Below are 12,692 nucleotides of genomic sequence, written 5' to 3' on the forward strand. Positions count from 1 at the left end.
AGTGGATGCGGACACTCTCAGGGTACTCCCGCCGCGCACCCCCTCCCGACCCGCGGGCGTCAGAGGGCGATGACGCCGGTCGCGAGCAGCACCACGGCGGCGACGGCGGCGACCACCGCCAGCACGAAGACGACGGCTTCGACGGGGGTGAAGACGCGGGCGCCGCGCCGGCGCCGGGCGACGACGTAGAGCACGGTGCCCGGCACGATGATGAGCACCGACAGCAGCAGGTACGTGAGCCCGGCCGCGTACAGCAGGAACGCGGTGTACACCGTGGCGAGCACGGAGATCACGAGGTCGCCGGTGCGGGAGCGGCCCGCCGTGCCGTCCCGGGAGAGCGCGAGCTTCAGCGCGTACGCCGCCGACAGCAGGAACGGGATGAGGATGAGGGAGCTCGTCAGCGCGAGCGCCACGTCGAACGCATCCTGCGCGAACAGCACGAGCACGAGCATGGCCTGCACCAGCACGCTCGACAGGAGCAGCGCGGCGACCGGGGTGTCGCGCCGGTCGACGCGGCGGAGGAACCGGGGCAGGTCGCCGGCGCGGGCGGCTGCGAGGAGCACCTCGGCCGCCATGAGCGTCCACGCGAGGTACGCGCCGAGCACCGCCACGATGAGCGCGACCCCGACGAGCACGGCGCCCCAGTCCCCGACCGCGGCGGCCAGCACGCCGCCCATGGACGGCTCGTCGAGCGCGGCGATCTCGTCGCGGGGGAGCACCCCGTACGCGACGATCGTGACCGATGCGAACACCGCCAGCACGCTGAGGAACCCGAGGAGCGTCGCCCGCCCGACGTCCCGCCGGTTCCTGGCGTGGCGGGAGTTCACGCTCGCGCCCTCCACCCCGATGAACACGAACACCGTGACGAGCATGGTCGCGCGCACCTGCTCGAACAGGGGTGCCGCATCCGTCCCGCCGCCCCAGTTCGCGGCGAACACCGCCGGATCGAACACGGTGAGGCACAGCACCACGAACACGACGATCGGCACGGTCTTCGCGACGCTGACGATCCGGTTGAGGGATGCCGCCTGCCGGACGCCGCGCCGGATGAGCACGAAGAACAGCCACACCCCGACCGACGACAGCGCGACCGCGAGCACGGTGTCGCCGGCGCCGAGCTCGGGGAACACGGCGCCGAGGGTGGACATGATGAACACCCAGTAGAAGACGTTCCCGGCGCACGCGCTCGCCCAGTAGCCGAACGCGGAGAGGGACCCGGCGAACCCGCCGAACCCCGCCTTCGCGTAGCTGAACACGCCGGCGTCCAGATCGGGGCGGCGCACCGCCAGCATCCGGAACACGAGGGCGAGGGTCAGCATCCCGCCGCCCGCGATCGCCCACGCGATGAGCGCGCCGGCGACGCCGGTCTCGGCGGCGAACGCGCCGGGGAGCGAGAACACGCCCGCACCGACCATCGAGCCGACGACGAACGCCGCCAGGGTGAACATCGAGACGCGTGCGGGTGCAGGTGCGGCGTCCTCCGAGGTGGTCACGGGCCCACCGTAGCGCCGTCGGCCCCCGGCCGACCGGGCCTCGACGCGCGGCGGCCGGTGCCTCTACGCTGACCGCAAACGCGAGGAGTGCGCATGCGGTTCGAGCATCTCGGGGCGAGTCCCCGCATCCATCCGGACGCCGTCGTCGCGCCGACGGCCGTGATCAGCGGTGACGTCGAGATCGGCGCGGGCACGCAGGTGCTGCACGGCGCCGTGCTGACGAGCGAGGGCGGCCCGGTCACGGTCGGCCGCGACTGCGTGGTCATGGAGAACGCGGTGATCCGCGCGAGTGCCACGAACCCGGTGCACATCGGCGACCACACGCTCATCGGCCCGATGGCGAGCATCTCGGGCGCGACCGTGGGGTCGGAGGTGTTCCTCGCGACGGGGGTGCGCGTGTTCAACGGCGCGGTCATCGGCGACCGCAGCGAGGTGCGCATCAACGCCGTCGTGCACCTGCGCACGCGGCTGCCGGAGCGCAGCGTCGTGCCGATCGCGTGGGTCGCGGTGGGGGATCCGGCGATCGTCGTGTCGCCCGACCAGCACGACGAGATCTGGGCGCGCCAGCAGGAGCTCGACTTCCCCGGGTACGTGTTCGGCCTCGACCGTGAGACCCCCGACCTCATGGTGCAGCTCACCGAGCGCTACGGCCGCAGCCTCTCCCGCCACGCCGACGACGTCCCCCTCGACTGACCCGCCCCCGAACGCACGAACCGCGAGACTGCATCCTGTCGCCGAAACAGCGGGGTTACCCCGCAGTCTCGGCGGTCAGATGCAGTCTCGCGGTCCGAAGGGGGCGAGGGGCCGGACGGATGCGGGTCAGCCGGTGTTCTGCAGGCCCGCGGCGACGCCGGAAACCGAGAGGAGCAGCAGGCGCTGCAGCTCCGGGTCGGCCGGGGCGTCCTGCGGGGCCTCGCGGAGGGCGCGGAGGGCGCGCAGCTGCAGCAGCGACAGTGCGTCGACGTAGGGGCTGCGGAGCTTCACCGCCCGCTGGAGCACCGGCTTGTTCGCGAGCAGGTCGTCGCCGCCGGCGATCCGCACCACCCAGGAGCGGGTGAGGGCCATCTCCTCGAGCACGAGCTCGGCGAGGTCCTCGCGGTCGCCGAGCATGAGGTATTCGCGGGCGATCCGGTCGTCGGCCTTCGCCAGGCTCATGCCGACGTTGTCGATCATCGCGCGCAGCAGCGGCCACTCGCGGTAGGCCTCGCGCAGCAACGCCTCGTCGCCCACGGCTTCGAGCGCGGTGCCCAGGCCGAACCAGCCGGCGAGGTTGATGCGCGCCTGCGTCCACGCGAACACCCACGGGATCGCGCGGAGGTCCTCCAGCGACTCCACCGACAGGCCGCGGCGGGCCGGGCGGGAGCCGAGGGCGAGCAGGCCCACCTCCTCCATCGGGGTGACCGTCGCGAACCAGGGCGCGAACCCCGGCGCCTGCACGAGCGCGTAGAAGCGGGCCTTGGAGGCGTCCTCCATGGTCTGCGCCATCGCGGCGTACCGCTCGGCGGCCGAGCGGTTGCGCTGCTCGTTCGAAGGGGCGGATGCCAGGAGCACCGCCGAGGCGACCTGGTCGATGTGCCGCTGCGCGATGGCGGGGTCGCCGTACCGGGCGAAGATGACCTCGCCCTGCTCGGTGAGCTTGAACCGGCCGTCGACCGAGTACGGCGCCTGCGCCAGGATCGCGCTGTTCGCGGGACCGCCGCCGCGGCCGAGCGCACCGCCGCGGCCGTGGAACAGCGTGAGCTTGATGTCGTTGTCCTTGGCCCACTGCCCGATGAGCGCCTGCGCCTCGTAGAGCGCGAGGTTCGCCGCGACGGGCCCGACGTCCTTGGAGGAGTCGGAGTAGCCGAGCATGACCTCCAGGTGCCGGCCGGTCGCCTCGAGCCGTGCCGCGAACGCGGGATGCTGCACGATCTCGGCGAGGATGGCCGGCGCCGCCTGCAGGTCGGCGAAGGTCTCGAACAGCGGGATGACGTCGAGCACCGGCGGCGTGCCGTCGGGGCCGACGGCGTACCGGGCGAGCCGGTGCACGGCGGCGAGGTCGTCGGCGGAGCGGGTGAACGAGACGATGTAGCGGCCGGCGGCGCGGGGGCCGAAGCGCTCCTGCACGAACGCGATCGCGCGGAAGACCTCCAGCACCTCCTCGGTGAGCTCGCTGCGCTCGCCGCCGGCGTCCAGTTCGGCGAGCACCTTGGCGTGCACGGCCGAGTGCTGGCGCACCTCGAGCTCGGCGAGGTGGAACCCGTAGGTCTCGACCTGCCAGATGAGCTGCTGCAGGTGCCCGTAGGCCTGGCGGGCGGCTCCTGCCGCGGCGAGCGAGTCCTGCACGACGCGCAGGTCCGCGAGCAGGTGCTCCGGGTCGCGGTACGCGAGGTCGGCGTTCCGGCTCAGGGTCGCCGCGATCTTCCGGGCGATGAGCAGCATGATGCGCCGGTGCGGTTCGTTCGGGGAGCGCTTCGCGATCTCCGCGGCGGCCTCCTCGTCGGCGCCGCGCAGCCGCGTCCACAGCGCGTCGAGCGCGGGGGAGGGCGGGGTGGTGGTGGCGTCGAGGGTGAGCCCGCGGCCGATGCGCGTCGCGGCGCGCTCGAGACCGAGCAGCACGTGCTCGCTCGCGATGGCCGCGGCCTTGCGGGTGACCTTCGCGGTGACGAACGGGTTGCCGTCGCGGTCACCGCCGACCCAGGAGCCGACGCGGACGAACGGCTTCACGACGGGCGGGCGGGCGCCGCCGCCGGGACGCAGCGCGTCGTCGGCGCGGCGGTAGACGTGCGGCACGGCGGTGAACAGCGTGTCGTCGAACACGGCCATGACCGAGCGCACCTCGTCGGTGGGTGAGGGCTTCTCGGCGCGCAGCGGCGCGGTGCGCCAGAGCGTGTCGATCTCCTCCAGCATCCGGCGCTCGGCGCGACGGCGCTCGGCGCTGCCGTCGCCCGTGTCGCCGTAGCCCTCGAGGAGGCTCGAGAGCCGGCGGATGCTGGTGGACACCGCGCGGCGACGGGCCTCGGTCGGGTGCGCGGTGAAGACGGGGTGGAAGCGGAGGTCCTGCAGCCGGGTGAGCGCCTCGTCCTCGCCGACCTCCTCGGCCAGCGAGCGGAACGCGCCGGCGAGGGTGTCACCGGCGCCGGGCCGCGACTCCCCGTCGCGTTCACGCAGGACCCGCACGCGTTGGTGCTCCTCGGCGAGGTTCACCAGGTGGAAGTACGCGGTGAACGCGCGCGCCACCTCGTCGGCGCGGGCGACCGTGAAGGAGTCCGCGATCCGCGCGGCGCGGGCGAACGCGTCCGAGCCGGGATCCGTGTAGGCCTGGATCGTCGCGGCGCGCAGTCGCTCGACGTCCTCGAACAGCCCCTCGGAGCCGCTCTCCTTCAGCACCCGGCCGAGCAGCGTCCCGAGCAGGCGTACGTCGGCACGCATGCGTTCCGGCATCTCCTGCCCGGCCTCGTAGCGGCCGACGAGGTCGAGGGCTTCCGTGGGGGTCGGTTCATGCATGGCATCAACGCTAGCCCTGAGAGATCACGGGCATGTGACGGGTAACATGGGTCGGAGGTGTGCCGGGAAGTCTGGTCGGCTCGTCGCGTCGACCGGTCGCGACGAAAGACCGTGGCGCCTGCCACCGATGGGAGACGGATGTCCCTGCTGCGCTCGGAGCGCTTCCCCGCCGTGATCCTGCTCACCGCCGCCGCGGTGGGCCTCGTCCTCGCGAACTCGCCGCTCGGCCCCGCCGCGCTCGACGTGAAGCACCTGTCCCTCGGGATCCCGGGGGTGTTCGAGCTGTCGGTCGAGCACTGGATCGCCGACGGCCTGCTCGCGATCTTCTTCTTCGTCGCGTCCGTCGAACTGCAGTACGAGCTCACGAACGGGCAGCTGAACTCCGTCCGCAAGGGGCTCCGCCCCGCGATCGGCGCCGCCGGCGGCGTGCTCGTCCCGATCGTGGTCTTCGCCGCGATCACGGTCGGCACCGATTCCGCGCCGGGGTGGCCGATCCCCACCGCGACCGACATCGCCTTCGCGCTCGGCGTGCTCGCGGTGTTCGGCAAGGGCCTGCCGCCCGCGATCCGGGTGTTCCTGCTGGCGCTCGCGATCCTCGACGACATCGTCGGCATCCTCTTCATCGCGGTGCTGTTCACCTCCGACCTCGACCTCGTCGCGCTCATCGGCGCCGTCGTGCTCGTAGCTGTCTTCGGCGTCCTCAGCCGGATGCTGGGCGGTCGCCGCACCGCGCTGCTCGGCGTGCTGCTCGTGCTCGTCGCGGTCGCGGTCTGGCTGCTCGTGCTGCGGTCGGGCGTGCACGCCACGATCGCCGGTGTCGCCCTCGGCCTCGCGATGCGCCAGCAGCCCGCCCTCCGCGTGCGGCACGTGCTGGAGCCGTGGGTGAACGGTCTCGTGCTGCCGGTGTTCGCCCTGTCGGCGGCGATGGTCGTCATCCCCTCGGTCGGGTTCTCCGAGCTGCAGCCGGTGTTCTGGGCGATCGTGATCGCGCTGCCGGTCGGCAAGCTCATCGGCATCGCCGGCGCCGGCTGGGTCGCGCAGCAGGTCATGCGGGTGCCGGCCGACCACCGGCTGCACCTGCCCGACCTGCTCGCCGCCGGCGCGCTCGGCGGCATCGGGTTCACCGTGTCGCTGCTGCTGAGCGAGCTCGCGTTCGCCGGCGAGGCCGTGCTGCGCGACGAGGCGGTGCTCGGCGTCCTCGCCGGGTCCGCGATCTCGCTCGTGCTGGCGGGTGTGCTCGTATCCTTGCGGGCACACCACTACCGCCGCCTGGCCCGGGAGGACATCCCCGCATGACCGATGAGCTGCGCCGCGCCGCCGAGACGATGCGGGCCGTGCGCGACCGCTGCGTGTGGACGCAGCGGATCGACCACCGCGCCCTCGTGCCCTACCTCGTGGAGGAGAGCCACGAGGTGATCGACGCCGTCGAGTCGGGCGACCGGGCGCAGCTGCGGGAGGAGCTCGGCGATCTGCTGTGGCAGGTGCTGTTCCATGCCGAGATCGCCTCGCGCGACGCGGACGACCCGTTCGACATCGACGACGTCGCCGGCGACCTCGCCGACAAGATGATCCGCCGCCACCCGCACGTGTTCGCGGATGCGGTCGCCACGACGCCCGAGGAGGTGCTCGTCCACTGGAACGCGGCGAAGGCCGCCGAGAAGCGCGAGCGCACGAGTGTGCTCGACGGCGTGCCCGGGGGGATGCCGGCACTCGCCCGGGCGCAGAAGGTGCTCGGGCGCGCGGCATCCGTCGTCCCGGGGCCGGACGCGGCCGAGGGGCCCTCGAGCGAGGCGGAACTGGGGGAGGCGCTGCTGCGGCTCGTCGCTCTCGCCCGCTCCCGTGGCTGGGACGCCGAGCGGGCGCTGCGCGAGCGCACGCGGGCCGTGGAGACGCAGGTGCGGGACGCCGAGGCGCGCGCCCGCGGGACCGAGGCCGCGGGCACCGCGGCGGACCTGGGAGAATAGACCCTCGTGGCTACCGTCAACCCGCCGCGCGGCATGCGCGACTTCCTCCCCGCAGACAAGGCGCGCCGCGAGCGCGTGCTGGCCGTCATCCGTGAGCGCTATCGTGCGCACGGCTTCGACGAGATCGAGACCCCCGTCGTCGAGGACTACGCCCGGTTGCACGCCGGCATCGGCGGCGACAACGAGAAGCTCGCGTTCAACGTGCTCAAGCGCGGCCTCGACGCCGACGGCATCCGCGCCGCCGCCGACGACCCAGCCGCCCTCAGCGACCTCGGTCTGCGCTACGACCTGACGGTGCCGCTGGCCCGCTTCTACGCGTCGCACCGCGCCGAGCTGCCCTCGGTGTTCCGTTCGATCCAGATCGCGCCGGTGTGGCGTGCGGAGCGCCCGCAGAAGGGCCGCTACCGCCAGTTCGTGCAGTGCGACATCGACATCATCGGCGACGCGACCGCGCGCGCGGAGGCCGAGCTCATCACCGCGACGCTCGACACGCTCGACGCGCTCGGACTCACCGGCGCCTCCGTGCGCATCAACGACCGCCGCGCCCTCGACGCGATGCTCGACGTCTTCGGCTTCGACGCCGCCGAGCGCCCCGGCGTGCTCATCACGATCGACAAGCTCGACAAGATCGGTCCCTCCGGCGTCGAGGCGGAGCTGCGCGAGCGCGGCGCGACGCCGGCGGCGGTGGACGCGTTCGCCGCGTTCCTGAACCGCCCGCAGACGCTGGAATTCATCCCCTACGGCGAGGCGCAGATCCGCAAGGCCCTCCCGGAGGGCGTGCCGGACGAGGTCGTCGCCCACCTGGCCGGTGTCGGCGAGGCGATCGCCGCCGCGCGGGAGAACGACCCGTTCCAGGGCGTGCCGCTCGTGTTCGATCCGTTCCTGGTCCGCGGCATGGGCTACTACACCGGCACGATCTTCGAGCTCGCGCACCCGTCCGTCTCGTACTCGCTCGGCGGCGGTGGTCGTTACGACGGCATGATCGGCCGGTTCCTCGGCCAGGACGTGCCCGCCGTCGGGTTCTCGATCGGCTTCGAGCGGATCGTCGACCTCCTCGACGCGAACGCCGACGACGCCGCATCCGCCGTCGTGCTCGTGCACGACCGCGACGTGCCGGTCGCCGAGCTCATCGCGCACAAGACGGCCCTCGTCGCCACCGGCGCCCGTGTGCGGCTGGAGCAGCGCACGAAGAACCTGAAGGGGCTGCTCGAGCGGGCCGCCGCCGACGGCTACAGCGCGTTCGCGACGGTCTCGGCCGGCGCCGCCCCCGGCGACCTCGAGGTGAAGTCCCTCTCCTAGTGCCACCCGAGTTCGCCCGTCGCACATGCCGGGTGTCGCCGGCCGCGACCCCGCATCCGTGACGGGCGAGTTTCCGGGTCAGGTGAGGGAGGCGGCCCACTCGGCGACGCGGCGGGCGCTCTCCTCCTCGGAGAGGTCCTCCACGCGCGTCATGATCGACCAGCGGATGCCGAACGGGTCGCGGATGCTGGCGAATCGGTCGCCGGAGACGAAGGTCGCGGGCGCCTCGCGTACCGTGGCGCCCGCGGCGGCGGCGCGTTCGGTGACCGCGTCGACGTCCGGCACGTACAGCCCCAGGGAGTAGCAGGCGGTGTCGCCCTCCGGCGGCGGGACCGTGCCGTACTGCGCGGAGGGTTCGCCGACCTGCAGGAGCCCGGTGCCGAAGTCGAGCCCTGCGTGCACGACGACGCCGTCGAACTCGGTGACGTCGGTGACGCGTGCGCCGAAGACGTCACGGTAGAACGCGAGCGCCGCCTTGGCGCCGGGGATCGCGAGGAACGGGGTGAGCGAGGTGGCCGTGTTCGGGCGGCCGTCGGTGGTGTGGGCGCCGGTGACGCCCGTCGTCGATGTGTCCATGCCCCGATCGTCGCGTGCCGCAGTGCCCCGCGGCTTGGAGATTCGCGACGACTTCCGCGCGGCAGCGCCGGTGGCTAGCCTGCCGGGGTGACCGACCCCACCCGCGGCGTGCTCTTCCCGGATCGTCTGCCGCGCTTCACGCGATTGCCGGCACCGGATGCGGTCGCGCACACGGCGGGGTGGTTCTGGATCCCGCAGTGGGACCTGCCGGACGGCGCCGAGTCGCGCCAGCCCGTGCTCGGCTACCCGGCCGCCAACCTCGTGGTGGAGTCCGACGGGCACGCGCGGTTGTGGGGGCCCACCACGCGTGTGTCGGAGCGGGTGCTGCGCGGTCGCGGCTGGGCGGTCGGTGCGCTGCTGCGACCCGCCGCGCTCCTGCGCCTGCACGACGACCCGAGCGGCATCATCGACGGATCGATGCCGGTGGAGGCGCCGGAACTCGTCGCCGCGGTGACGGATGCGATGCCCGACCTGGGGCGTGCCGTCGGGGCCTTCGCTGCGTGGCTGCGGGAGGCGGCGGGGGAGGAGACCGCCGACGGACGCCTCGCGAACGCAATGGCAGACCTCCTCATGACGGATGCTGCGATCCTCCGCGTCGAGGACGCCGCGGCGAGGCTCCGCGTCTCGGTGCGTACCCTGCAACGGCTCGCGCATCGAAGCGTGGGGCTGTCGCCGGCAGCGATGATCCGCCGGCGGCGACTGCAGGAGGCGGCGCAGCGCGTGCGGGAGGACTCGGCAGCATCCCTTGCCGGCATCGCCGCCGTCCTCGGCTACACGGACCAGGCGCACCTCGCGAACGACTTCCGTGCCGTGCTGGGCATGCGCGCGAGCGACTACCGCGCCGAGGTCTGACCCCGCGTCCGGCGCCGCGGATCTTGTGGGCATTGTTCTAGTTGTTCTAGAATCATTTTATGCTCATCCGGATCGACCCAGCCAGCGAGGTGTCGCTGTTCGCGCAGATCGCCGCATCCGTCCGCGCCGACATCGCCGCCGGACGGCTCGTCGCCGGCGACCGGCTGCCGGCCGCTCGCGAGGTCGCCGCGGCGCTCGAGGTGAACCTCCACACCGTGCTCCGCGCGTACCAGGACCTCCGCGACGAGGGCCTGGTCGACATGCGCCGTGGTCGCGGTGCCGTGGTCACGGATGCGGCCGCCGACCTCGCCGCGCTCTACGGCGACATCCGCGCGCTGGCCCGCAAGGCCCGCGCCCTCCGACTTTCCGCCGATTCCCTCGCCGCCCTCGTGAAGGACGCCACCGATGACGACTGAACCGAACACCGCCCTCCGCCTCGTGTGGGTCGCCGTGATCCTGCCCGCCCTGGTGTGCGTGGCCGCGCTCGCCGTGCAGCTCGTGCTGCTGCCGACCCTGCCGACGCCGGTCGCGGTGCACTGGGGCTGGGGCGGCGGCCCGGACGGCTTCGCGCCGCCCGTGCTCGTCATCGTGCTCACCGCGCTCGGCACGCTCGCGCTCCCGGGACTCCTGGCTGCGACCACGCTGCCCGCGGTCCGCCGCGGTGAGCGCGGCGTCGCGTTCCGGCTGCTCGGCGCCGCAGCCCTCGCGCTGGCCGCACTGTTCGCCGCGCTCGGCGTCGGCACGCTCGCGATCCAGCAGGGCTTGGGCGACGCGGCCGAAGGGCCGTCCGCCCTCCCCGTGCTCATCGCCGCGTTCGCCGCGGGCGCGGTGGCCGGGCTCGTCGGCTGGGCCGTGCTGCCCGAGGAGGATGCGGTCGCCCGCCGCCTCGACGACGTCACCGCCGTCACCATCCGCCCGGGGGAGCGCGTCGTCTGGATGCGGACGACCTCGCTGACCCGCGGCGCCGTCGTGGCCCTGACGCTCACGCTCGTCGTACTCGTGCTCGCCACGATCGCGATGTGGATGCTGGGCGAGCTCGCTGCGGCGCTCGTCGTGACCCTCGTCACCGTGCTCGTTCTCGCAGCGGTCGCGGCCACTGCCGCCTTCCACGTCCGCGTGGACGCGGCGGGGCTCCACGTCACCTCCGTGCTGGGGGCGCCCCGCTTTCGCGTGCCGCTCGCCGACATCGAGCGCGTCGACCACGTGCACGTGCAGCCCATGGGGGAGTTCGGCGGCTACGGCGTGCGTTCCGCGCCCGGCCGCTTCGGGGTGGTGCTGCGCGCCGGCGACGCCCTCGACGTGAGCCGGAGGAACGGCAAGCGCTTCACCGTGTCCGTCCCCGACGCCGCGACCGCAGCCGGCGTCCTCCGTGCCTACACCGAGGAGGCGAACGTATGACCGCCCTGCAGCATCCCGCCCGCGTCCGCTGGGTGCCCGTCGTCCTGTTCGTCGTCATCTCGTACGCGCTCGCCTGGCTCCCGGCGCTCCCGCTGTGGCTCGGCGACGGGCTCGCGACGCCGCTGGCGACCGTGTGGATCACGCTGATGATGTTCGCGCCCACCCTCGCGACGCTCGTGGTGGTGTTCGCGTTCCGTGCGCCGGCCACCGGCCGCGCCCGGTTCCTCGGTGTGTGGCCCCTTCGGCCGGTGGGTCGCTTCCTGCTGTTCCTCGGGATCGCGCTGTTCGCGCCGATGCTGATCGTGGCCGCGGGGATCGCCGTCGCGGCGCTCGCCGGCTGGATCGAGCTCGACCTGGTGGAGTTCTCCGGCTTCGCGACCCAGTTGGCTGCGCTGATCCCCGAGGGCACGCCGCTGCCGCCCATGGGCCTGCTCGTCATCGGGCAGCTGCTGTCGCTCCCGGTCGGCGCGCTCGTGAACACGATCTTCGCGGCCGGTGAGGAGATCGGCTGGCGGGGCTGGCTGCAGACCGCGCTGCTGCCGCTCGGCGTGTGGCCCGCGATGCTCGTCACCGGCGTGGTGTGGGGCCTGTGGCACGCGCCGGTCATCCTGCTCGGCTACAACTTCGGCCGCACCGACGTCACGGGGCTGTTGCTCATGATCGGCGGCTGCGTCGCCTGGGGCGTGTTCTTCGGCTGGCTGCGCCTGCGCAGCCGGTCGGTGTGGCCCGCGGCGCTGGGCCACGGATCGTTGAACGCCGCGGCATCCGTCGCCCTGCTCGTCGTGGCAGCCGACAGCTCGCCCGACCCGGCGCTCGCCGGCCCGCTGGGCCTCGCCGCATGGATCGTGCTCGCCGTCGTGGTGGCGGTCCTCGCCCTGTGCGGACAGTTCCGCCGCGACAAGCTCGAGCTCGACCCCCTCGCCTGACCCCGTTCGCCCGTCGTCACGGGCGAACTGGCCTTCGGCGGGCTCGGGTGTCAGATCGTGCGGGATGCGGGGGAGGGATGCCGCAGCATCCGCCACCTGAACGCGACCGTGAACCGAACGCGCCCGGCGCGCTCAGCGCGCGGCGGACTCGGTCACGCGGCGCTTCTCACGGATGTAGACCTCGCGCCGCACCCTCGCCACGACGTCGCCCTCCGCATCCGTGATCTCGGTCTCGAACCACTCGAGCACCTTCGCGCCGCCGCGGGCGCGTTCGCGCAGCTCCTCGGCCTTCGCCGCCGGCACCTCGAACCGGGCGGTGAGCACGCCGCGCCCGGGCTTGACGAACTCGATCTCGCCGCGGGTGTCCCACACCACGTGGTCGCGGCCCAGCTGGTGCATGACGAGCATGAAGAAGTACGGGTCGGTCATCGCCGACATCGACCCGCCGAACGCGGTCTTCACGTAGTTGCGGGTGAGCGGGTTCACGTGCAGCTCGACCGTCGCGTGCGTCCAGTCGTCCGCGAACTCCCGCACGCGGATGCCGCTCGCGAGGTTCGGCAGCCACAGGCTCATCCCGATCGCCAGTCTCCGGGGTGTGATGCGCATGCCCCGAGTGTGCCGAGATCGGCGGATGCGGTCGGCATCCGTTGTGGGACGCCTCCAACATCGCCTTGACGACCCCCGCCCGGGGGCGATGT

12 protein-coding genes are annotated in these 12,692 nt (G+C 73.1%); 8 read left to right on the plus strand and 4 right to left on the minus strand.

From position 1 onward, the window contains the following. Nucleotides 1–59: 59 nt before the first annotated feature. Nucleotides 60–1,448 (minus strand): basic amino acid/polyamine antiporter, encoded by a 1,389-nt coding sequence (locus ACWAUO_RS09705; protein WP_460775259.1) that lies wholly within the window; start codon nucleotides 1,446–1,448, stop codon nucleotides 60–62. A 138-nt stretch (nucleotides 1,449–1,586) separates the two neighbouring features. Between ACWAUO_RS09705 and ACWAUO_RS09710 the strand changes: the two genes are divergently transcribed. Next, nucleotides 1,587–2,186 carry a gamma carbonic anhydrase family protein gene (locus ACWAUO_RS09710; RefSeq protein ID WP_460775011.1) on the plus strand — a complete coding sequence of 200 codons (600 nt, stop codon included), beginning with the start codon at nucleotides 1,587–1,589 and terminating at the stop codon, nucleotides 2,184–2,186. 126 nt (nucleotides 2,187–2,312) lie between these two features. On the opposite strand, the gene ACWAUO_RS09715 is transcribed toward ACWAUO_RS09710, so the two are convergent. After that, nucleotides 2,313–4,979: a phosphoenolpyruvate carboxylase gene (locus ACWAUO_RS09715; protein WP_460775012.1), complete on the minus strand. Its 2,667-nt coding sequence runs from the start codon at nucleotides 4,977–4,979 to the stop codon at nucleotides 2,313–2,315. 138 nt (nucleotides 4,980–5,117) lie between these two features. On the opposite strand from ACWAUO_RS09715, the gene ACWAUO_RS09720 reads away from it, so the two are divergent. The 3 genes from ACWAUO_RS09720 to hisS are packed head-to-tail and all read left to right on the plus strand — an operon-like array spanning nucleotide 5,118 to nucleotide 8,242. After that, nucleotides 5,118–6,275, plus strand: a complete 1,158-nt coding sequence (locus ACWAUO_RS09720) for a Na+/H+ antiporter NhaA (RefSeq protein ID WP_460775014.1) — start codon at nucleotides 5,118–5,120, stop codon at nucleotides 6,273–6,275. Beyond that, entirely contained in the window at nucleotides 6,272–6,943 is a 672-nt protein-coding gene (locus ACWAUO_RS09725; protein ID WP_460775016.1) for a nucleoside triphosphate pyrophosphohydrolase, read from the plus strand. Before ACWAUO_RS09720 ends, ACWAUO_RS09725 begins: the two co-directional genes overlap by 4 nt. A 33-nt stretch (nucleotides 6,944–6,976) precedes the next feature. Continuing rightward, nucleotides 6,977–8,242 (plus strand): histidine--tRNA ligase, encoded by a 1,266-nt coding sequence (gene hisS / locus ACWAUO_RS09730; protein WP_460775260.1) that lies wholly within the window; start codon nucleotides 6,977–6,979, stop codon nucleotides 8,240–8,242. A gap of 78 nt (nucleotides 8,243–8,320) precedes the next feature. On the opposite strand, the gene ACWAUO_RS09735 is transcribed toward hisS, so the two are convergent. Beyond that, entirely contained in the window at nucleotides 8,321–8,818 is a 498-nt protein-coding gene (locus tag ACWAUO_RS09735) for a VOC family protein (RefSeq protein WP_460775018.1), read from the minus strand. A gap of 87 nt (nucleotides 8,819–8,905) precedes the next feature. On the opposite strand from ACWAUO_RS09735, the gene ACWAUO_RS09740 reads away from it, so the two are divergent. From ACWAUO_RS09740 to ACWAUO_RS09755, 4 genes are read left to right on the plus strand one after another with little or no spacing between them, the layout of a single operon-like run. Then, on the plus strand, nucleotides 8,906–9,670 hold the full coding sequence (locus tag ACWAUO_RS09740; RefSeq protein ID WP_460775019.1) for an AraC family transcriptional regulator: 765 nt from the start codon (nucleotides 8,906–8,908) through the stop codon (nucleotides 9,668–9,670). Nucleotides 9,671–9,729: 59 nt separating this feature from the next. Next, nucleotides 9,730–10,086, plus strand: a complete 357-nt coding sequence (locus tag ACWAUO_RS09745; protein ID WP_460775021.1) for a GntR family transcriptional regulator — start codon at nucleotides 9,730–9,732, stop codon at nucleotides 10,084–10,086. Continuing rightward, complete coding sequence (locus tag ACWAUO_RS09750; RefSeq protein WP_460775023.1) at nucleotides 10,076–11,068, plus strand: DUF1648 domain-containing protein; 993 nt, start codon at nucleotides 10,076–10,078, stop codon at nucleotides 11,066–11,068. Before ACWAUO_RS09745 ends, ACWAUO_RS09750 begins: the two co-directional genes overlap by 11 nt. Further along, nucleotides 11,065–11,994, plus strand: coding sequence for a lysostaphin resistance A-like protein (locus ACWAUO_RS09755; protein WP_460775024.1), 930 nt, complete (start codon nucleotides 11,065–11,067; stop codon nucleotides 11,992–11,994). The genes ACWAUO_RS09750 and ACWAUO_RS09755 overlap by 4 nt, the downstream gene beginning before the upstream one ends. 132 nt (nucleotides 11,995–12,126) lie before the next feature. Here ACWAUO_RS09755 and ACWAUO_RS09760 read toward each other — a convergent pair whose 3' ends face one another. Continuing rightward, nucleotides 12,127–12,600, minus strand: coding sequence for a PaaI family thioesterase (locus ACWAUO_RS09760; RefSeq protein ID WP_460775025.1), 474 nt, complete (start codon nucleotides 12,598–12,600; stop codon nucleotides 12,127–12,129). Between the last annotated feature and the right edge of the window lie 92 nt (nucleotides 12,601–12,692).

This window comes from Microbacterium sp. GXF7504, assembly GCF_054798235.1.